The organism is Patescibacteria group bacterium, assembly GCA_018817085.1.
Taxonomy (GTDB): Bacteria; Patescibacteriota; WWE3; order CG2-30-40-12; family CG2-30-40-12; genus CG2-30-40-12.
The window spans coordinates 56,532-77,689 of record JAHIUT010000038.1 but is presented as its reverse complement, the minus strand read 5'-3'; the positions used below and the strand labels follow the sequence as shown (position 1 = coordinate 77,689).

Below are 21,158 nucleotides of genomic sequence, written 5' to 3'. Positions count from 1 at the left end.
CCCGCCCCTCCCGAACGAGAAGCGGTAAATTCAATATCCTCCGGCTTAATCTCTATAGCTATATCCCCAGAAATTTCGGGTACCACCTCCACAAGCGCAAAAGAAGTCTGCCTCAAATTGTCTGCATTAAAAGGACTTTGTCTAACAAGTCGGTGAACTCCCGCCTCATATTTTAAATACCCATAACTTGCGTATCCAACAATATGCAAAGTTGCGGATTTTATGCCCGCTTCATCCCCTGCCGTTTTAGCAATCTCATAAACACCCCAATCTTTCTTCTCGCAAAAACGAGTGTACATCCTAAAAAGCATTTCCGACCAATCGCAAGCCTCCGTTCCGCCTTGACCGGCATGAATTGATAAAAAAGCGTTCCCTAAATCATACTTCCCACGCAAAAAGGTTTTGGTTTCCAAAGATTTAAGCTGTATTTTAAGATTTTCTGTATCTTTCTCTGTTTGTAAAAGTTCAATAAAGTCTATTTCGTCTACAATCCTTTCCAAACTTGCCAACAGCTTGGATTTAGCAACCCCCGCTTCTCTATCCTCCCAAAAAACGGGGTTCTCCATTTCTTTTTTAATGGCGATTATTTGATTTTTCTTGTCCTCAATTTTTAAAGCCTTCAATATTGCGGCTATCCGTTTTTCTATATCTTCCATATAAGTTATCCTTGCAAAACTTCTTTCTTTAAATCTTCCACCAAATTGTAGGGATTAAAGCCCACAACACTCTGGGCAAAAAGCTCCATTGAACCAAAATCGGAGTGGCGGGTTTCTAAACTCCCTCGGTCAACAATCTGAAGAATAATCGGCATATGCTCCCAACTTTCGTAAGTTTCAGTTATCGGGGAAGGTATAGCAATTAAGTTAAAACTTCTCACACCAAACTTGCTTACCAACGCCCTTAATATACTATTAACCGCAAAAGAAAGCGACCCGTCAAAACTTTTGCCGTATAAAGTAATTCCTTTTTCCTTGATAGGACACAAATCCGCCATTACTTTTACATCCTCCATCATAAACCCCAATCCCAATTTACTATGAATATCAAAAATATCGTCAAAATAGTTGGCTTTGTATTCCTCCTGATACCATAACGACCTGTTTCTTAAAAGACCTATTTTGGAATAGGTAACATCCCTTGCAACCGTAACTTGAGCGTGTCCATGAATGATGGACGCTCCCGCTTTCCATAAACAATTCCACATAAAGAAAGGATAAACAAAACTTTTGTCATACTCGTTTGCTTTTTTGAAATAGCTGTTGGCAGTTTCAAAATAATCGTGTATTTTCTCCACCGTAAAGTCCAGAGGATTGTGGTCCTTAAAAATTATTATTCCGTGAAACCCGTCTATTTTAGCCACATTGCCTGCGGTAACACAATGTTTGCCTTTTATTCTGCCAAACACATCTTCTGGAGTGTTATCAAGAGGCGCGCACAACATTTCCCCACCACACTCTTTAAAATCAAAAACCTCGCCTAAAGATATTTTTACATCGGGTCTTTTGGACCGCACATCATTAAAAACGGAACCCTCGTAAGTTATAAGATTTACCGCTTTAACAATAGTTTGGTTTTCAATAGCCCCCAAAGACCCAAATTGCGAAACAACCCACGCTTTCATTTTATCAGGAACAACTAAACCTCCCTCTACCGTATTTACCTTAAAAATTCTATCAAAAACCTTTTTGTCCTCGGAAGAAAGATTGGCAATTTTGTTAAATAGAGTGTCTTTAAACCGCAAATTTTCCATTAACCTTATATTATATTAAAGGGCTGTCGTTTGCAAAGGATTTTTAACTTTACTTCTTTATATTCTTGAAAAACCGTTTTTTGGCAGAAGAAAGAGAAGATTTAATATCTTTTGTAGACACTTCTTTTTTAGCGCTATCCGCAACCTTTTTAACCACAGGCTCAACCTTTTGAACGGCATCTTCTACCAAAGGACTTATGGTTGTGGTAAATTCTTCTACAATAGGACCAACCGTCTTTTCCACCTTTTTTTTAGCGGCTTTAAGTTTTTTTCTTGTCTCGTCCCCCGGTCCCGGCGCGAAAAGCACCCCGGCTAAAGCCCCAAGCGCCGCCCCTATCATAACACCCGAAAAAAAACCGCTCCCGCCTTTTTCTGTTTGAGGGATATTATTCGTCCTCATCGGAATCTCCTTTGCTAACTAAATCTTTTAAACTTTTGAAAACTTTAAATCCTTGCGTAAATGCCCCCAAAGCAGCGCTTAAGCCCATTACAGGGGAAGACAACGAGGTTACAACCTTATCAGCAGTTTCTAAAATATCGTTAAACCTAGCAATAGTTGACCTTAGTTCTTTTAAAACAAGAACTAAATAAACCCCTACCGCAACAAGAGTTATTGTTAAAAGAACTATTACCAAAATTAGTATAATTTGAAGGTCCATGGGCAGTTTTATCCTTACTCTTTAAGTAAAACACAAACACTTGTTAGCAGTCAATACCGAATAATCGCTATTCGCACAATGCCGATTCTAAATTACACTCCGATTTAACATATTCTCCGCAAATTGTTTCCATTACCGCCTTTGCTTTTCCTTTGGGACAATTATCACATTCTTTCCAAACTTCTCCTTCGCACTTTCCATCACTACAAAGCAGGGACGCTCCGCAAAAAACCCGCGACCCCACACCAGTTCCCGCCGCCATTGATTTTAAAAAACTGCTGTTTTTTATGCTATTTACACTCAACAAAAGCCCAACAATTAAAAAAAGTGTGGCGAGAAAAGCAAACGCTTTAACGGGCGTTATAGACTCCGTGGCAAAACTAATCGCGCCAAAATCCTGCTTTCTATTGAATTTGGTCTTTCCTAAAAGTTTTTTCAACAACTGATAAATCCTCCCCTAAAACCCCTAAATCTTTTCCATTTAAGTATACTTTAACCGCGCCAGCATTTCCAGCTTTTATTGTTATAAAATCTTTTGCCGTAAATTCCGCCTTAACGCCTTTAAGCATTACTCCGCCCGGAAACAAAGTTTCTCCATCCCCAATAACGCTAATCCACGAAGCCGTGTTTAATATTTCCACCTCCACCTTAAAATATATCTGCTCTTCCTTAGGTTCTTCCACAGGAATAACCGTTCCCAAAACTTGATTCTGGTTAACAGGGTTGTCAACTAATACTGTTCTTGTAACCACAGCTTCTTTTCCTAGCTTATTTAAAGCCTTAAAATTAAGAACATTAACTCCTTCGGAAAGGGATACATTAACCGCAAAACTGCCTTCCTTTTCCATAGAAATCCTCTGCCCGTTTAAAAAAAGTTCCGCGTCTTTATCTATTTTTCCAAAAACATCCACAAACGATTCGTTAATGGATAAGTCTGTGGAAGGGCTTTCAATCGCCAAAATGGCGCTCCCGCAAAAGAGCGGTACTGATAAAAAAGGTACCCCAAAAACCCAAGAATAGAAATTAAAGTTACAATAAAAAGCGCCATCCCAGGCGTAACTAAAAGTTTTGGCGTAAATAACGGTTTCATTATAAGTTTAATGCCTTCCGCTGGTTTAACCTGTTTTTCCTCATATTCTCTCCTCCAAAAAGCCATTACCTCTCCTTCATTTAATCCCAAAAATCGCGAGTAGTTTTTTATAAACCCTTTTATCTGCACAGCATCCGAAAAAACGGAATAATCTGCATTTTCAATAGCTTCCAAAAATCTAATGTGTATTCTCAATTCCTGCGAAATTTCGCTTAGGGAAAGGTTTTTCTTGAGCCTATTTTCTTTTAATATCTCGCCCGCTTTTTTCATAGTTTAATCTTCTCCAAAAACATCTGTGGAATCGTTAATTAAAACATCTCGCGGTCTACTGCCATCTTGTGGTCCAACGATACCTTTTTCTTCCATTTCATCAAGAACGCGCGCCGCTTTGGCATAACCAATGCTTAATTTCCTCTGGAGCAAAGACGAAGAGGCTTTGCCATACTGAACAACCACTTCAACCGCTTCTCTAAACAAAGAGTCGTCTCCAGAACTAATATCCATTCGACCGCCCCTTTTTGCGATATGTTCAGTTACATCACTCAAATATTCCGGAGCTATGTTGGAACTTTTTAGAAAAGTTGTTAACTGCCCTATTTCGCCATCTGAAACATACGAACCTTGGAGTCTAATTGGTTTTGAGGCATCCGGGGGCACATACAACATATCTCCACGACCTAACAATTTCTCTGCCCCCGCCATATCTATAATAACGCGAGAATCTACTTGACTTGTAACATTAAACGAAATTCGGCAGGGGATATTGGCTTTAATTAAACCAGTTAAAACATCCACCGAAGGTCTTTGCGTTGCCAATATTAAATGGATACCGGTAGCCCGAGATTTTTGCGCTAAACGACAAACCGATTTTTCCACATCGGTTTTAGATAAACTCATAAGTTCAGCAAGCTCGTCCACAAAAATCACCACATAAGGTAGCGCCTGAAACCCCGACATTTCATTAAAAGCATCAACATTGCGCACTTTAGCGTTCTCAAATAATTTATATCTTCTATCCATTTCCATAACTGCCCATTTTAAAGCGGGTACCGCTTTTTCGGGTTCTACTATCACCGAAGTCAATAAATGAGGAATGTCCGCATAAGAAGCAAACTCTACTCTCTTAGGGTCAATTAATATAAATTTACACTCATTTGGCGAACACCTAAACAAAAGCGTGGTGATAAAAGAATTTAATAAAACAGATTTCCCGCTTCCGGTACTGCCTGCGATAAGAACATGTGGCATCTTGCCAATATCCGCAATAAAAGGTTTGCCCGAAACATCGTGCCCCAGCGACACCGCAAGTTTTGAACGGGTATTTTTCATAATTTCGGAACTCAAAATACTTTTTAAAGTAACCAGAGAAGGCGAAAAATTAGGCACTTCAATACCTATTAACGATTTTCCCGGTATAGGGGCTTCTATTCTAACCATACCATTTGGAGACGCCAAAGATAAAGCTAAATCGTTTGCTAGGTTAGTGATTCTCGCTATTTTGGTGCCTTTGGCGGCCTCCAAAGCGTACTGCGTAACCGTGGGCCCCATATTTATTTCAACAATGTGTGAACGAATTCCAAAAGATTCCAAGGTTTTTTCTATAGTTTGCGCGCGCTCTTTTACATTTCCCCTATCGGCGGCAACAGGAGGCGCGTCAACTAAAACATCTAAAGGCGGATATTCCCAAACTCTGTCGGGATAAGGAATGTTTGACTTGATGGGAGTTCTAACCACTCCCATCTCTTTATGGGAACCTCCATTAATAACAGGTTCGGATATGTTGGGTACTATTTTAAATTCTTCTGCCCTATCTTCCTCAAAATCTTTGTCTGTTTCATCTTCGCTGGAAGATTTTTCTTCAAGCACCATATCCTTTTTTATTAAAGCTATATTTTTTGGCAGAAGAAATTTAAATTTTGGAAGCTTATGAAAAACTTTTTCAAAAAAGTCAAAAACCGAATCCAGACTTAAATTAAATATTAAAATTACGGATATGCCAAAAAAGCCGACAAAAGCTATACTCGCCCCAATTTCTCCAAAAGCGTTTGTCGCAGTATTAAATATTTTCATACCAACAAGACCCGCCTTTTGAGAAAAAATACCTGTTACAGAAACATACAAAAGAAACAAACCAACTAAAAGCCGTGTCTGTAAAAGTCTAAACCGCAAAGTCCTTATAAGCAGTAAGGCAAAATAAGTAATAAAAACCGGTACAAAAAACGCGGTGGAACCAAAAACCTCGCCTAAAATCTCTTTAAATATTGAGGTTATACTGCCCGCGGACGCAAAAAGGGAAATGAACAACAACCCCGCCACTAAAAGCAGGAAAACAGATATTAAAGACAACAACACATCTTTTTCTATTTTAAATTTTAGAGACCTTTTTCTTCTCCTTCTTCCCATTAAATATATTATGCCACAGGATTAGAAGGAGTTAAAGTCCCAAATGCAAAATAATTTAGCCTAACGAGGGCAATCCCATCGGGATTGCTTCGCTCCGCTCGCAATGACGCCACGCAACTAGTGTTTGACTTCTTCTTTCAATTTTTGTTAAGATGGACATACTATGGAAAAGATAAATACTTCTACTAAAAATATGGGAAAATACGCTGGAAAATGGGTAGCGGTTTTGGAAGATAGAATAATCGCTGTCGGCAAAACATTAAAAGAAATAAGTCCTCTGGTAACTTCTGATACTAAAAACAAGATTCCCGACGAAAAAGTTGCTGCCGCTTTCAAAGTGCCCTATAAAGGCGAAGGTCCCTATATCTTATGAGCAAGAAAAACACCCCTGCTATTTTCAAGTATTATTATAATGGCGAGGGGTATTTCCCAGCAATTCCTCTGTATGTATCCGCGGGTGGTAAAAAACTCAAGTTTCACGCTTTAATTGATTCAGGAGCAACTATTTCTGTGTTTAAAGATGAGATTGCCGAACAACTTGGAATTGCAATAGAAAATGGCAAAGAAACTTATCTAGGAGGAGTTGGTGGAAGAATCAAAGGATATGTCCACAAACTAGAGATAGAAATTGCAGGCAAGAAGTTTATCTGTCCCGTGGTTTTTTCTCATGAGTATTTGGTCTCCTTTAATCTACTGGGAAGAGAAGCGTTTTTCAAACAATTCAGAATCGTTTTTGAGGAAAAGAAAAATCTGCTAGAACTTGAGTAGTTTTGGATTCATAGGGGCATGCCCCCAACTAATAATTAATACCCCCGTCATTGCGAGAAAGGAACGAAGTGACTGACAAAGCAATCTCAAAAGGTAAAAGAATGGTTGAATGGTTATATGATGTACAATGGAAATAATGAAATTAAGAAAAAAATCCATTTTTACCTTATTACTAACCCTACTTATAGTTGGCATAAACTTGCTGTGGACTGGTTGGAAAGAAAAGGAGAATACACCTCCTGTTAAAGAACTTCCAGAAGGACAATATAAGGTAACTCGTGTTATCGACGGGGATACTATTGTTTTGGAAACCGGAGAAAAAGTTAGATACATTGGAATAAATAGCCCGGAAATGAACAGCAAGAACAGAACAACAAAATGTTTTGCGGAAAAATCCCTGGACAAAAACAAAGAGTTGGTTGAGGGGAAAATTGTAAAACTTGAAAAGGATATTTCCGAAACCGATAAATATGATAGGCTTCTTAGATATGTATTTGTGGACGGGATGTTTGTTAATGAATATTTAGTTAGAGAAGGGTATGCTAAAGTATCAACTTTTCCGCCGGATGTAGCGTACCAAGAAACATTTTTGCAAGCGGAAAGGATATCGCGAGAAGAGAAAAGGGGATTATGGGGAAAGGTTTGCCCGTAACACCTTATACATTTGCCACTCTGTTAAAAGTCCTTCAATCGCCCCCACTTTTTGAATAACCGAAGAAGAATTTGCCGAACCCCATCTTAGCGCTGTTTTTACACTTTTACCGTAAATAAGGGCGGATAATAACCCCGAACTAAACGAATCTCCCGCCCCAGTCATCTCTACCCGCGTCCCCGGAAAAACAGACCTCTTCAAAAACTCGGCGCCGTCGTAAGCGTACGCTCCGTTTTTCCCATCAGTAATAACCACAATTTTTGGCCCCAAACTAAAAAGCCCGGTAAGAAGTTCCTTTATATCTTTATTCAAAGTTATGGACCCGCTCAAAACTAAACTTTCCGCTTCTTCTTTATTTACTATTAAAAGTTCGCAAACAGAGAGAACATTTTTTATTTTAGAAACTCCCGCCTTAAGCTCATAAATTCCGGGGTTAAAACCTATTTTGACATTGCACTTTTTAGCCCAATCTAAAAACTTTTCATTAAATTTTTCAAAATCTTCCCCCATAGAACTTAAATACCCCCACTTAGCAGAAACTGTATTTGAAGGAAAAACATATTTTCGTTTTTCATGAAACGCTAAAATTGTTCTTTCTCCCTTAAAATTTATAATGGTGGAATAATCCGTTCCAAAACCATCTCGTTTAATGTATTTTAAATCTTTTATCTTCTCTTTTCTCAAAACCTCAAGAACGAAGTCTCCATTAGCGTCTTTTCCAATATTGGACACGATACCTACGGAAAGGCCAAGGCGGGATACGCCAACTGCGGTATTAGGGGCGTTACCTCCTATTGTGCGGTGAAAAGACTTAACTGGGATTTTTTCAGCATAATCCAAACAAATTTGGCAGTTTCTATGGTTCACATCGCATTTAACAACTGCCTCTGAAATTTCCAAAAAAACATCTGTAGTTGTATGTCCAAAAGTTAGTAAATCAAGCATAAGCCAAATCTCAAAACGCAAAACTCAAATATCAAATCCAAATGTCAAAACTTAAATCTCGCCATAGCTCACACAGTTGCATTAAAATTAGATTTGATATTTAAGTTGTGGCTTTGAGTTTTGAAATTTGACATTTGAGATGTTATCTAAAACCAATATACTATCCACACATTACTACTCCATAAATCTCATTAACAAAAGGCAGGGGGGTTTTTCTCTGCCAAACATTCCTCCCCACCGCTACTCCGGAACATCCTGCTTTCATAGCGTCTTTTAAGTCCTTTAAAAATTCTTTTTCCGATTCTTTCATTCCTCCAGAAATAACAACTTTTGCTTTTCCAGCGCTTTCTACCACCCATTCCATGTCAAGGACATTGCCCGCATAATGAAGTTTTAAGATATCCGCTCCCAGTTCAAGACCAACTCTTGCCGAATAAGCCAAAATTTCTCTTGAATCTTCTCTACCTTTTACCGCTTTCCCCCGCGGATACATCCACGCTATAACAGGAATGTTTTTTGAATGGGCCTCCTCCACCACTCTGCCAAACTCTTTAAACATCATACTCTCAAACTTACTACCAACATATAAGGTATAGCCAACCGCGGAAGCTTTTAGTTTTATAGCTTCATCCACCGTACACAACGGAGCGGAATAAGGTTCCTCTTCAACAAGATTGGTTTTACCGTTGAGTTTAATAATTAAATGAACATTATTCTTTGAGGGGGCATAATATTTTTCGGCAATGCCTTTTTGAAGGATAACAGCGCTAAAACCGCCTTTGACGGCAATGTCCAGAATATAGTTAGGGTCTACATTTACATCATTAAAATCGGAGGGACCGTGTTCCAAGCCGTGGTCGTAAGCTAAAAACATAAATTTACCGTTTGTGGATATTTTGGACAGGGATATCATAATACCATCTTAACAAAGTCTTTATCTTTTTCAAAGGGTAATTGTTTTAGGGGTCGGTACCCCGAAGGGGTCCGCACCCCAATGAAATTCCAATTAAACTGATATTTCCTGCATGGTCTTTACTTCTTATCTCCCTTGTGCTAAAATTTCCTTTAATAACAGCCAAAGCAACTGTTGAGTTGCTAATAAAATCCTCCCAAAGAGAAAGGAGCGGTAAAATGAGTTTGGAAAAACATCCGACAGCAGAACTGGCGGGATTTGGCTTTCCTTATTTCCCAAAAGCTATAGAGGAGCTAAATAGACTATACGACAGTGGAACTACAAATTTCAATGGACAGTGCTTGGAAGAGAGCGGAAGAAGGGTAGCGGGATACAAACAAATCCTTTGCCCCACAACAGATGACAAGTATATGTGGTTTTGGGGACTTGTTTTCAACAAAGGAGCAGGAAGCGTTGCTGTTCTGTTCCCTTGGGGAACGGATGAGAAAAAAATAGACAATTCCAGAGCGGATAGATCTATTGCAGTGTACTGCAAAGACTGTCCAGAACCGGGAAAGGATGCGGATGAAATCTGCGAATTGCTGGCGGAGTCTTTTAAGGTGTGGTTGGAAGACCTCAACGCTACCGACTAGCCTACTCCACCCACAAAGCGCCACTTGTTGCTGAAAACACTTGGCACTTTTTTCTTTTTAGATATTTCCGTTGTGGACGCTTGCCCAGTCAAAGATTTTAACTTCAGTTGTCCCACTTCTTGGGACAGCCCACCCCAAAATACAAAAAGTGTAATCTATATTCCCCACTTTAATTTTTTTTATCCTTTTTGCTTAGTGTCTTTTTCATTTTCCTCAAAAGGCAATTTAATCTGTTTTGCTACAGAACGGTGGCTTATAACTTCTTCTATTTCATGTTCTGTTTTAAGTCCCGTATCAGTTATCCATTGTTTCTCTCTTAATTTTACTTTGAAGGTATCGTCTTTCGTGAAAGAAATTTTGTTTTCCTGCACATCTTTCACAAATTTTTCATCTTTAACTGTAGCATAGAACTCATTAGTTCCATCGCTAAATCTCCATTTGTTCCCTTCAACAAAAATAACAGATAACGCTCTCAAATAGACCTCTCTTACCCCATCTCTAAGTGGTTCATCTGGTATGTCTGATAGTTTAAAGTAATCCTTTTCTTCGGTTTTTACTGTGTTAACTTGGCCACCTTTTTTTATACTAAAACTTTCTACGCCCTCCCTAGACAATGGTTCCGTAATAATTTTTTGTAATCCAATCCTAATCTTAACATTTGAAAACAAGGCAATTACTTTTGGGTGGGTTTCAATCTTCTCATCTTCAACTTCTATAACAGTTTTATTGTGCCCCTCTTTTACCACTTTTTTAATCTTACGATTTCTTAACTTTAATAAAAGCCCAATAAGTCCGAAGGTGCTTGGCACCCCAATAAAGCCTAGGATCTGAAGTAAGTTTGCTGCCGCGCTAGCTTGTTCTGAATTAAAAAGATAAGTAAGACCATCAATTCCGCCCTGAATTAAAGAAAAGTCAATTCTGAAGGATCCCGTTTTAAATGAGCCTTTTACATTTACTTGAACTTTTGTTTTATCCCCATTGGTTATTTTATTTGCTTCATCTAGAATGTCGCTTATGGCAAGAAGAGCAGGAGCCAAATCCCTTACATCCATCTCGTTAGATTTTAAGGCAGACCCATCATAAATAACTTGAAAATATTCTTTTCGCGTCACATTTTTACTTTATTCTATTAACACACAAATTGCAATCATGTGTATGGGGTCTCGCGGGAGGATTAAAAAAGGGACTACCCCGTCCGCCAGCTGGCGGACGGGGTAGTCCCTTTTTGGCAACTCTTTTTTCTCACAAATACTTTTGTATATTAGCCGTTTGCTCCTCTATCGTCTCGGAAAAATGCGTTACCACATTATTTCGAACAACGTTTCGGGCTATACGAAGTCCTGCTCCGATTTTAGCAGGATTTGGGAAAATTGTTTTAAATTTTCCGTATAGCCCGTGTTATGCGCTGTCCATCTTTTATTCTATTCCCCCTCGTTTATCTCTTTTGCTTCCCGATATGCATCGTAAGAAAAAGCTATAGCCATAACAAGATATGCGGTAACTGCGATAACTTTTACTTCAGAACTTAAGATATCAAGGTCAGAACCCTCAACAATGTAAGAGATAACTGATGAAATTAGGATAAGCACACCAAAAACTACTCTCTTGCCGTTATAAATATATCCTACACCGGAAAGAATAAGGTTTAATATTGCGGCCAACCAAGGTTTCTTTGTTTTTTTCACATTCACTCACCTCCTCTCATAAAAATAATAAAAGATGGATGGCACATAATGTGTTGCGGATGATACGAAGGTTTTTCCTGCGAAGCGGGAAAAAATTTCGTATATCCCGCTGTTAGCCGATGTCGCGAAGCGACGAGGCAACAGCGAATCCGCAACACATTAGCCAACAAGCGCAGCGATGTTGGCTAACTCGTTTTTAGGCGAAGTGTTTTCATAATATCATCATTAAATTGCGTATTATACGAACACATGTTAATCTCTAGTCAAGTTAGATCTGTTTTTATTTTACCAAAATAAAACAATTATGCAACAACAATTAGGGCAAACAGAACGGGAATTAAAAATCCGCAATTACAGTAGCAAAACCATAAAAAGTTACCTTTACGGACTCAAGGAATATTTTGTTTATAAAAAGGATAATCTTGAAATATTGGATAGAGATAACATCAAAGACTTTCTACTGTTTTGCGAAAAGAAAGGCGTATCGGCAGAAACAAGAAACCTGCTTCTGAATGCGGTTAAATTCTACTATCGCAACATCACAAATGAGAAAATAGAAATTCGATCAGCTAAGAAAAATAAAAGCCTTCCCGTAGTGCTTTCAAGGAGTGAAATAGAAAAAATCCTTGAAGCAACCGAAAACACGAAGCATAAATTACTTCTATCGCTTGCTTATGGCGCTGGATTACGCGTTAGTGAAGCAATAAGCCTAAAAGCGCAAGACATTGATTTTCATGAATTGACCATTCATATTAAGCAGGCAAAAGGCAAAAAGGACAGAATTAGTGTTTTTCCAGAGAAGTTATCAGCAGATATTCAAAACCTTATTGCCGGCAAAGAAAAAAACGATTTTGTGTTTTCAAGTGAGCGGGGTGGAAAACTGACCACAAGAACCGCTCAAAAAGTTTTTGAAAATTCCTTTAAAAAATCTGGCGTTAAAAAAGATGCCACTTTTCATAGTCTGCGCCATAGCTTTGCTACCCACCTTTTGGAAAATGGCGTCGATGTGCGGTATGTGCAAGAATTATTAGGACATCAAAACATTAGAACTACTCAACTTTATACGCAAGTAACTAATCCCAAACTTAAAAATGTCAAAAGTCCATTAGAATGAATCGACAAATCCAATTTCATAGGGATACGACCCCCTAAAAACAAACGCTTCTATCGTTCTACAAATACTTTTGTATATTAGCCGTTTGCTCTTCTACCGTCTCGGAAAAGCGCGTTACCCCATCGTTTCCCGTTAAATAAAACCAATATGGGGTTTCTTTATACTCCAAAACCGCCCTTATAGATTCCAGTCCGGGACTGCATATCGGTGTTGGAGGTAACCCCGCATATTTGTATGTATTATAAGAGGACTCTATATCCAAATCTGTGGCAAATAGCGGACGCCACCAAACACAGTCGGATAAAGATGCGCAAGTAAAGGCGTTTAAATCCTTGGCGTACTGAATAGTAGCGTCCGCCTGCAAAGGCCATCCGTTTTGGTACCTTTTTACCAAAATCCCAGCAATTGTCGCCTTCTCATCAAAACTTTTAGCTTCTCTTTCAATTATAGATGCTAAAATAACAATCTCCTCCAAAGAAAGGGAACTTGCCTTGATTTCCTTGTCAAAAACTTTTATTTTATCTTCAAAAGTCTGGCTTAAAGTTTGGGCAATTTCCTCCCCAATTGCGCTTTCCAGAAAAAAGTAGGTGTCGGGAAACATAAACCCTTCTTTAGTGTAAGAGCTTTTAAGAAACTCGTTTTGGACATCTTTAGGCAAAAGCTCTGCCATCTGCTCCACGCGCCAACCTTCTAAAAAAGTGTATTTTTTCTGAAAACTCCCTTTACCCAAAAGATTAGCCAACTCCACCACACTTATGTTCGTGGGAACATAAAAATTCCCCGCCTGAAGACTTTTATTACTAATATACACATATAATTTAAATAAAGCGCGCGAGTTTATTAAGTCTTCTCTAACCAATATTTTTGAAATCTCTTCCACTGAAGCTCCTTTGTTTATAACAACCTCTTTAAAAGATTCTTTTCCCAAGTCGTAGCGGTTGGCTCTTTTCACCCCCAAAGAATACAAAACCGCAAAAGCCGTTAAAAATAGCAAAACGACGGTCAAAAATTTCCAATGTGGCAATTTAATTTTAATTTTCATAGGTTTCAAAAAACCTTTCCAAAATCATACAAGCCGAAACATCATCCAAATACTTTCGGCCCTTTTTAGAATACCCCATTTGGATAGAATATTCCAAAGCTTCTTTTGAGGTAAAATCCTCGTTAAAAAGCTTTATAGGCGTATTTATATTGTCTCTTAAAAATTCCCCGAATTTATTAACACCGATTGTTTCTTTTTCAGGAATACCTAAAACTATATACGAAATGCGATTTTCTTCAATAATTTTTTTAATAGTTTGCAAAACGGTGTGCCAGTTTTTTCCATTGATGATTTTAAGAGGAGTAGCTAACTCTTTTTCCCCCAACGCAAGTCCAATTCGCGAATTTCCAAAATCAATGCCCAAAACCTTTGCCATAATTTACTCGTTTTTAATTTCAACCTGTATGCGAGATTTAATATGAGGCGTTGCGCTCAAAAATCCCGGAAGACGAGGCCAAACGGTAAACTCATAAGAAGCTATATTTTTTAACCCGTCCAGATATTTTGTAGCGTCAAGAATACTTCTATTTACTAAATTGTCTTTAACCTCTTGCACATTTAGTTTTGGAACCACAAAACTTCTAACCTTAACCAACAAACTTATTTTATCTTTGGATAACGGGGTAGGCTTATCGGCAAGCACATCTCCTATTTCAAAACGAGTTTCGGTGTCCGCAAGCGAATATTGTTCCGGAATAGACCTTTCTAAAACACTTTTAACAACATTTTCCAAATCATTTTGATAATACGCTAAAGCATACGCTCTAACCTGCAAAGATAAATTTAACTTGTCCGCCTCATCACCCACATTTTTATCAAACACCTCGTCAAAAGTTTCAAAACCTGTTGAATTTTCGGCTATTTTTTGCTCCCCCACAAGTTTTAGTTCCAAATCGGTTTTAACATTGCCTCTTAATCGTTCTTCCAAAGTACTTTTTAGCGCCTCTTTATCTTTCTCGGAAACCGCGGGGACTATTTTGCTAGACCCGCCCGTAAAAACCTCTGCGTTTTGAGCCAAGAAATCGGAAGTATCGTGGTCGTCCACTTCAAATTTCTGGTCTTCTTTAATATTATAGTTAGAACCATACTTTTCGGCTTCAACCTCAACTTCCACGGAACCGTAAGTAATGCCTCCAGCAAGGTCTTGTCTTTCTTCAATCGTAACTTCTTCCAAAGAGTAATAATTTAAATCTTCGGTTTCAGCGGAGATTAAAATTAGTTTAGTGCCTTTTCCAAAAGTTTTTTTACTGATGGTTTTATTAAACACCGTAACCGTTCCTTTTGCTTTCTCTCCAACCTCTTTTTCTCCCGAAGCTTGTATTGTGTCGCTTGCTTTCCTAACCGTCTCCAACAAAACCGCGGGAATTTCTTTATTGCTCTCGTTTACACCATTAGCAGAAACATTTGCCGTAATATCCACATTTTTAACCAACATCTCAGAGTTAGTTTTTATAACTACATTAGCTTTTGGAAAAAACCACCAAACAGAAACCCCAATTCCTATCAACAATAAAAGAGCGCCTATTATACCAATAGAGTTTCTTATTATAGCGGACAGTTCCGTCTTTGGCGCAAGATTCGCTTTCGGAACTTCCTTTTCAACTTTTGGAACATCTTCAAAAGATTTAGGTTCCGCAAAAGAAAGCGCCTCGTTTTTTTCATTAACAAAAGAAATCTTTTTCCCAAAAGATTCGGCATATCGTTCCAAAAATTTGAAAGACAGTGGGTTTCGCAAGAATAAGATATCGGGTGAAACAACAAAAACAACCTCCGTATCTTCGCAAACTCGCATACCTTCGGCTAAAGTATATAAATCATCCGTTTTGTTAACAATAATATTTTGCATTTTTAACCAAAAATTTCTAAACCAATTAAACCTAAAGAAACAGGAACTATATTTCGCAAATCTTTCAAAAACCCGTTAGGGTCTTCTATTATATCAGACAATTTTTCTATGCTAACAATTTCCACTTCGGGAACAAATTTAAACGGAAAGTTCTCGTACCAGCTCCGTTCTTTTAAAACCCGCATTAAATCATAAGTTAACCCCCCGCCCCCAAATATAAAAATTTTAGGCGGGAAAACTTTAATACCCTCAAAATTTTCTAAAACTGTTTCTATACCCGCAAGCCAATAATTTAAAACTTTTGAAGTAATTTCTTTAATCTGCTCCGCCCCCAATGTTCCTTCTTCGTAAGATACTTTCTTTTTCTCGGCTTCGTTAAGCGCCACATCAAGTATTGCCGCTATTTCCTTTGTAAGTTGAGTGCCGCCAAAATCCAATGTTTTAGTGGCCACAATACCTCCGCCATAACAAATCCCCACATCCGTTTTATCGCCGCCAAAATCTATTAAAACGGCGTTAAAAGTACCCTTTTGGTTCGCGCATAACAATTTTGATAAGGAATACATTTGAGAACTAGCGGCGGTGAAATTGATTTTTAATTTCTTGCAAAGCTCTAAAAGACCCGACAAAACACTCTTCTCGGCAAAAGATGTAAAAAGACCTATTTCTATGTGTTTGCCAACTTTTCCAACAACATCTTCAACCAACGCGCCATCTATTTTGGATGAGATAACCGCGGAGTTAACCATTTCTATATCCGTTTCTCCGCAACCTATTTTGGATAATTGAATTTGACCCGCTTCAATAAACGCAAGTTCTTGTATTCTTTTTATTATTTCATTTAATTCCCCGCTGGAAATTTTTTCGTCATAAGCGGGTCTTTTAATTTTTACCGTAGTGGCGAACCCAAAAACACTTTCGCCGGAAAGACCAAAAATAACATTATCATAAGGAGAAACAGAACTTTTTAAAGCTTCAAAGGTTGAATCTAAATCGGTAATTACTCCCAAACCAACCGCGCCTTCGGGTGTGTTTACGGTGGAAATATCTTCAAGCAAAAGCCGATTGTCCGGCAAAAAGGAAAACCTGCTTATTTTAATTAGTGAAGAACCCAAATCTATAGCCAAAAAACTTTTATTGCGCTTATTTTTTCTTATTAAAGAAAGAGGATTAAACATACTAAATAAAGTATAGACCAAAATTTCCCCCCTGTCATCTATTCAACATAATAAGTTTTTTCTAAATTTACATCACCTTCCTTGTATTTAAAAACATCAAGATTAAATAAAAACTATATCCCTTTTTACAATTTGCATAAGATGTTCAGCTATTCCCTCATCTAATAGCGCCTTCTTCGTAAGATAAATCCCTTTTTGATTTACCCGGACACTATTAATTAATACATCGCAAATCCAGCACTCCTTTTCAGGAGTAGAAGCAATCAACTTATAATCTTCCTCCGTAATGAAGAATTTTCCTGTTCTCATAGCTGTAAAGGAATTTGTGCTCGTTCTCTCTTTAAATGTAAATCCATCTCAATAAAACCTAAAACTCTTGAACCTAAGCTTGAAAGAATCACTCTATCATATTCAGCATTTGTTCTTATTCTTTCTATTAAACCTAATTCTTCTGAATGAGTGCAGACGAAATTAAGCCAATTACAAAGAGTTATCTGAGAATAATTTGTTCCAAGGAAACTGTTTGCAAATTCTAATTTCTGTTTATCTAGTGTTCTTCCTCTCGGAACCCAAGTACCTTCAGTCAAATAAACAAAACGCAAGAAGTAAAGCAAGTTGACTTTACCTTTTAAATCCCCAATGTTTCCGTTCATCAAACTTTCAAGTAAAATCCTTCTTTGCTCAATGCTTAAATCAATTCGTTTAACCCCTACTTTTAAAGATCTCTTTACAAGTGCAAATTCATAATTCAAATTATCACGAAATCTCTTTCCGTATCCAGTAAGACAAACCCTGCTAAATTGTTTGGTTGTTGATATATCTTCAATTAACTGAAAATATTCAGCCATTTGTTTATGAACTTTAAAGTGGCTATCCGCTTTATTTTTTTTTAAATTAAAGTAGTTTATAAAATCCTCTCTCTTCAATTCATCTTTTTCCAAATCATAAAATGGAAGAATAAATCTATTAAGACAAGAAAGGTGAGTGAAATTATTCGCAACAGGTCTAATAAGTGGCACCCCAGAATTTTTAACCGCCTCTTCAATCAGTTGCTTATAATAGCTGTTTACAATATAAATAGAATAGGTTTTGAGAAGAAAATCATTCTTATCAGCAAAAGTTTTTAATTGTGTTTTGAATTTGTTTGGGGTTTCATCTGCAATTAAAACTATAATAATTGGTTTTTTCTTTTCTTGAAAAATGATTTTTGAATACTCAAGAGTTTGAAATTGACAATACTCAAGCTTAGCTTTATTATCAATGATTGTTTCAAGTTCTGTAATTGCAATTGACCCATCACTTAATTCGTGGGCAAAATCAATTCTTCCATATTCAGTAGAAAATTGTTGAAGAATTTTCTTTTTTAAATCAAGACCAAGGCATTTATTCAAATAATCTTGTTCCCTTAACAATGTCCATTCAACCAATAATTCATTCATAATTTTCTTTCTATAATTTATTGCAAAATTGCTTTTATTCTCCTAGTATTACTGCCAACAGATTCTTGCTTAATTATCTTGAATTTTCCAAGCTCTCTGGTGTTTTCCACATGAGGGCCGGCACAAAGCTCCTTTGAAAAATCCCCTACTTCATAAACCGTTACCCTGTCGCCATATTTCTCGCCAAAAAAAGCAAGCGCCCCCGATTCTTGCGCGTCTTTAAGAGACATTTCTTTGCACTGGACAATAAGTCCTTTTGATATAATTTCGTTGACCATATCCACCACTTTGGAAATTTCTTCGTCGGTAAGACGACGGTTATAGGAAAAATCAAACCGCAATCTTTCGGCGGTAACATTACTGCCTTTTTGCGCAATATCTTCTCCTAAAACTTTTCTTAAAGCGGAATGCAAAAGATGGGTGGCGGTGTGAAGTTTTTTGGTTTCTTCGCTTTTATCGGCAAGTCCGCTTTTAAATAATCCTTTGGACAATTTTCTGGACACTTCTATATGATATTCTTTTTGAGCAAGAAACTCTTTAGTGTCAACACCTTTAATAAACCCTTTTTGGCGGACAAGCTCCTCCGTTACTTCAACGGGAAATCCGTAGGACTCGTATAACAAGAACGCCTTTTCGCCAGAAAAAATGTTCCCGCTAGGAGTTTCTTTAACCATTTTTTCCAAAACTTTAAGACCTTTATCTAATGCCAGCGAAAATTTTTTAAGCTCCTCGCAAACAGAATTGCTAACAAAAGAGGATTTTCTCAATAATTCCAAAGAGGATGTACTTCCCGTAAGACCCGCCATTTTAACCGCAAATCGTCTAATGAGCCTTCGCAAAATATACCCTTGGTCTTTATTAGAAGGAACAACGCCTGCGGATATTAAAAACTCCGCCGCTCGTATGTGGTCCGCCATTACTCTAATAGCGGGAGCAAAGGACTTGTCCGAATAGCTCTTTTTTGAAAATTTTTCAATTTCTTGAATTATTTTTTGAAAAACATCTATTTCAAAAATATCTGGCGTGTTGTTAACCACAAAAGTAAGCCTTTCAAGACCTCCTCCAAAATCCACATTCTTTTGAGGCAGTTTTTCAAAAGTACCGTCCTCTTTTTTTATATACTCCATAAAAACCGAGTTTCCAATTTCCAAAAACCTTCCGCAATCGCAGTTAGGATGGCATTTTTCCCCAAAGGCGACATTATGGGAACTTCCAAAATCGTAAAGAACTTCGGAATCAGTACCCCCTATCTCACCAACACTCATTTCATCAGGCGTTCCGCACCTAGACCACCAGTTTTTTTCAACAGAGTAACCGTAAATATGGTCGTCCTTAACTCCAAGCTTCTTCCAAGTTAGGATAGTTTCTTCATCTTTTGGAATAAATCTGCTTCCTTCAAAATATGTTACAAAAAGTCTTTCCTTTTCAAAACCAAGCTCTTTAGTTAAAAATTCGTAAAAATAGGCAAGTTGTTCTTTCTTAAAATAATCGCCCAAAGACCAGTTCCCCAACATTTCAAAAAAGGTGAGATGTCCAAAATCCCCCACAAGATCTATATCGCCAAGACGAATAACCGGTTGCGAATTGACGAGTCTCTTTCCAAGAGGATGCGGTTTGCCCATTAAGTAAGGGACAAGCGCCTGCATACCGGAAGAAGTGAACAAAGTGGTTGGGTCGTCTTTAGGAACAATAGGAGCGGGAGGAATGATTTTGTGATTTTTCCCTACAAAAAAGTTTATATATTTTTCCCGAACTTCGGACACGGTAACCATAATTGGATTTTACCACAATAAAACCAAAAAAAGGACACCGCCCTATAGAATAAAGTTTATCCTTGTACAAGGATAAACCTTTGTTAGAAACTAACTTCCATTCTTATAGGTTGACGGGAGGGGGTTTTACTGGTACAATGTACTATCTAGGATAAATTATGCTTATATCAGACGATAAAAAACATGTTTTGGACCTTATTGAAAACGCCAAAAAAGTGTTGGTTATTCCCGATACTACAGAAAGAACCGATGCTTTAAGCGCGGCGCTAGCGATAAGTTTTATAATAAAAGACCTTTCAAAGGAGGTTTCTTTATTGTATTCCAAAGAGTTTCCAATTGAACTTAAGGAATTTGAAAACCTTTTAGACATTAAAAAAGTGTTTGACCAAAAAAGTTTAGTAGTTGGCATAAACTACAAAGATACCCCAGTAGAAAAAATAAATTATTACATAAAAGACGAGACTTTAAATTTGGTGGTTACCCCTATTCCTTCAAGTTTTGATTTAAATCGCGTTAGTTTTACAAAAACAGGTGAAACTTATGACCTAATTATTGTAATAGGAGCTAAAAATCTGGGCGAGCTGGGCAATGTATATTACGAAAATACTGAATATTTTAGAAAAACTCCCGTCTTAAGCATAGATAACCGAGACGAAACCGCCAATTTCGGAACTATAAATATAAACGAACCGGAATTTGACACTTTAACAGAACTGATGTATAACAAACTAGCTGTTTGGGGATTTAAGCCCAATAAAAACGCCGCAAAGGCGCTACTTTTAGGCTTTGGACAAGAATAGATCCGCCCAGGGCGGATGACGCGAGGACATACCCCTAAAAAATGAAGCTCTGCGCGGCAAGCCACGCAGTATCTTCTTTTGCTCGCTTCGCGAGGAAGTTAAACTTTCATCTGTTTAGCAAGATACACAGTTTTCTCGCTCACAAAATAAGAGTATTGCAGACACCCAAGGAGTATAGTAAAATAGTTTAATGCTAACTACGCAAGAAAAGAAAAAAATATTAAAAAAGTTTGCTGTTCATGAAAAAGATACAGGGTCTCCAGAGGTGCAAATTGCATTATTAAGTGATAGAATAAAAGATCTTACCGGACATTTAAAAGAGCATAAAAAAGATTTTAGTTCCCGCCGCGGTCTTCTTCAAATGATAAATAAAAGAAGACGTCTCCTCTTATATCTTCGGAAAAAAGACGAGGACAGGTATAGGAAAATTATAGGAAAAGTTGGTTTATCAAAATAATAATTCATGGAAA

General features: G+C 37.6%; 26 protein-coding genes. 7 read left to right on the top strand and 19 right to left on the bottom strand.

Features of this window, described 5'->3' with window-relative positions:
* The 8 genes from KJ678_02810 to KJ678_02775 all read right to left on the bottom strand — a co-directional run.
* Positions 1–656, bottom strand: a 656-nt coding sequence (locus KJ678_02810) for a PCRF domain-containing protein (GenBank protein MBU1017072.1), incomplete at its 3' end; no start/stop codon positions are given.
* 5 nt (positions 657–661) lie between these two features.
* On the bottom strand, positions 662–1,750 hold the full coding sequence (locus KJ678_02805; protein ID MBU1017071.1) for a hypothetical protein: 1,089 nt from the start codon (positions 1,748–1,750) through the stop codon (positions 662–664).
* Between the two features lie 49 nt (positions 1,751–1,799).
* Positions 1,800–2,150, bottom strand: a complete 351-nt coding sequence (locus KJ678_02800; GenBank protein MBU1017070.1) for a YtxH domain-containing protein — start codon at positions 2,148–2,150, stop codon at positions 1,800–1,802.
* A complete protein-coding gene (locus KJ678_02795; protein MBU1017069.1) occupies positions 2,137–2,409 on the bottom strand; it encodes a hypothetical protein in 273 nt (90 codons plus the stop codon). Before KJ678_02795 ends, KJ678_02800 begins: the two co-directional genes overlap by 14 nt.
* A gap of 67 nt (positions 2,410–2,476) precedes the next feature.
* A complete protein-coding gene (locus tag KJ678_02790) occupies positions 2,477–2,848 on the bottom strand; it encodes a hypothetical protein (GenBank protein MBU1017068.1) in 372 nt (123 codons plus the stop codon).
* Positions 2,814–3,368: a DUF4115 domain-containing protein gene (locus KJ678_02785; protein MBU1017067.1), complete on the bottom strand. Its 555-nt coding sequence runs from the start codon at positions 3,366–3,368 to the stop codon at positions 2,814–2,816. The genes KJ678_02790 and KJ678_02785 overlap by 35 nt, the downstream gene beginning before the upstream one ends.
* Positions 3,299–3,769 (bottom strand): helix-turn-helix domain-containing protein, encoded by a 471-nt coding sequence (locus KJ678_02780; GenBank protein ID MBU1017066.1) that lies wholly within the window; start codon positions 3,767–3,769, stop codon positions 3,299–3,301. Before KJ678_02780 ends, KJ678_02785 begins: the two co-directional genes overlap by 70 nt.
* Positions 3,770–3,772: 3 nt before the next feature.
* Entirely contained in the window at positions 3,773–5,902 is a 2,130-nt protein-coding gene (locus tag KJ678_02775) for a DNA translocase FtsK (protein ID MBU1017065.1), read from the bottom strand.
* 163 nt (positions 5,903–6,065) lie between these two features.
* Between KJ678_02775 and KJ678_02770 the strand changes: the two genes are divergently transcribed.
* The 3 genes from KJ678_02770 (at position 6,066) to KJ678_02760 (ending at position 7,322) form a co-directional block, all read left to right on the top strand.
* Entirely contained in the window at positions 6,066–6,275 is a 210-nt protein-coding gene (locus tag KJ678_02770; GenBank protein ID MBU1017064.1) for a hypothetical protein, read from the top strand.
* The gene (locus tag KJ678_02765; GenBank protein ID MBU1017063.1) at positions 6,272–6,670 is read left to right on the top strand and encodes a retroviral-like aspartic protease family protein; all 399 of its coding nucleotides are present in this window, start codon (positions 6,272–6,274) and stop codon (positions 6,668–6,670) included. Before KJ678_02770 ends, KJ678_02765 begins: the two co-directional genes overlap by 4 nt.
* Positions 6,671–6,806: 136 nt before the next feature.
* Positions 6,807–7,322: a thermonuclease family protein gene (locus KJ678_02760; protein ID MBU1017062.1), complete on the top strand. Its 516-nt coding sequence runs from the start codon at positions 6,807–6,809 to the stop codon at positions 7,320–7,322.
* On the opposite strand, the gene KJ678_02755 is transcribed toward KJ678_02760, so the two are convergent.
* Positions 7,299–8,267, bottom strand: a complete 969-nt coding sequence (locus tag KJ678_02755; GenBank protein ID MBU1017061.1) for a carbohydrate kinase family protein — start codon at positions 8,265–8,267, stop codon at positions 7,299–7,301. The genes KJ678_02760 and KJ678_02755 overlap by 24 nt on opposite strands.
* 160 nt (positions 8,268–8,427) lie before the next feature.
* Positions 8,428–9,180, bottom strand: coding sequence for a fructose-bisphosphate aldolase (locus tag KJ678_02750; GenBank protein ID MBU1017060.1), 753 nt, complete (start codon positions 9,178–9,180; stop codon positions 8,428–8,430).
* 137 nt (positions 9,181–9,317) lie between these two features.
* Between KJ678_02750 and KJ678_02745 the strand changes: the two genes are divergently transcribed.
* Positions 9,318–9,812, top strand: a complete 495-nt coding sequence (locus KJ678_02745) for a hypothetical protein (GenBank protein MBU1017059.1) — start codon at positions 9,318–9,320, stop codon at positions 9,810–9,812.
* A 179-nt stretch (positions 9,813–9,991) separates the two neighbouring features.
* Here the strand turns inward: KJ678_02745 and KJ678_02740 are convergent, their stop codons facing one another.
* Complete coding sequence (locus KJ678_02740; GenBank protein ID MBU1017058.1) at positions 9,992–10,924, bottom strand: hypothetical protein; 933 nt, start codon at positions 10,922–10,924, stop codon at positions 9,992–9,994.
* A 309-nt stretch (positions 10,925–11,233) separates the two neighbouring features.
* Positions 11,234–11,497, bottom strand: coding sequence for a hypothetical protein (locus tag KJ678_02735; protein ID MBU1017057.1), 264 nt, complete (start codon positions 11,495–11,497; stop codon positions 11,234–11,236).
* Between the two features lie 304 nt (positions 11,498–11,801).
* Between KJ678_02735 and KJ678_02730 the strand changes: the two genes are divergently transcribed.
* Positions 11,802–12,611: a tyrosine-type recombinase/integrase gene (locus tag KJ678_02730; GenBank protein MBU1017056.1), complete on the top strand. Its 810-nt coding sequence runs from the start codon at positions 11,802–11,804 to the stop codon at positions 12,609–12,611.
* Between the two features lie 58 nt (positions 12,612–12,669).
* Here KJ678_02730 and mltG read toward each other — a convergent pair whose 3' ends face one another.
* From mltG to KJ678_02695, 7 genes are all read right to left on the bottom strand, one after another.
* The gene (gene mltG / locus KJ678_02725; GenBank protein MBU1017055.1) at positions 12,670–13,653 is read right to left on the bottom strand and encodes an endolytic transglycosylase MltG; all 984 of its coding nucleotides are present in this window, start codon (positions 13,651–13,653) and stop codon (positions 12,670–12,672) included.
* On the bottom strand, positions 13,643–14,029 hold the full coding sequence (gene ruvX, locus KJ678_02720; protein ID MBU1017054.1) for a Holliday junction resolvase RuvX: 387 nt from the start codon (positions 14,027–14,029) through the stop codon (positions 13,643–13,645). Before ruvX ends, mltG begins: the two co-directional genes overlap by 11 nt.
* Before the next feature lie 3 nt (positions 14,030–14,032).
* A complete protein-coding gene (locus KJ678_02715) occupies positions 14,033–15,499 on the bottom strand; it encodes a hypothetical protein (GenBank protein MBU1017053.1) in 1,467 nt (488 codons plus the stop codon).
* A gap of 2 nt (positions 15,500–15,501) precedes the next feature.
* Positions 15,502–16,677: a pilus assembly protein PilM gene (pilM, locus tag KJ678_02710; protein MBU1017052.1), complete on the bottom strand. Its 1,176-nt coding sequence runs from the start codon at positions 16,675–16,677 to the stop codon at positions 15,502–15,504.
* A 102-nt stretch (positions 16,678–16,779) separates the two neighbouring features.
* The gene (locus KJ678_02705; GenBank protein MBU1017051.1) at positions 16,780–16,986 is read right to left on the bottom strand and encodes a hypothetical protein; all 207 of its coding nucleotides are present in this window, start codon (positions 16,984–16,986) and stop codon (positions 16,780–16,782) included.
* Positions 16,983–18,116, bottom strand: coding sequence for a hypothetical protein (locus KJ678_02700; GenBank protein ID MBU1017050.1), 1,134 nt, complete (start codon positions 18,114–18,116; stop codon positions 16,983–16,985). Before KJ678_02700 ends, KJ678_02705 begins: the two co-directional genes overlap by 4 nt.
* A 17-nt stretch (positions 18,117–18,133) precedes the next feature.
* A complete protein-coding gene (locus KJ678_02695; protein MBU1017049.1) occupies positions 18,134–19,888 on the bottom strand; it encodes an alanine--tRNA ligase in 1,755 nt (584 codons plus the stop codon).
* Between the two features lie 158 nt (positions 19,889–20,046).
* Between KJ678_02695 and KJ678_02690 the strand changes: the two genes are divergently transcribed.
* Both KJ678_02690 and rpsO read left to right on the top strand, forming a co-directional pair.
* Positions 20,047–20,688, top strand: coding sequence for a hypothetical protein (locus KJ678_02690; protein MBU1017048.1), 642 nt, complete (start codon positions 20,047–20,049; stop codon positions 20,686–20,688).
* A 190-nt stretch (positions 20,689–20,878) separates the two neighbouring features.
* Entirely contained in the window at positions 20,879–21,145 is a 267-nt protein-coding gene (gene rpsO, locus KJ678_02685; GenBank protein MBU1017047.1) for a 30S ribosomal protein S15, read from the top strand.
* The last annotated feature ends 13 nt before the right edge of the window (positions 21,146–21,158 follow it).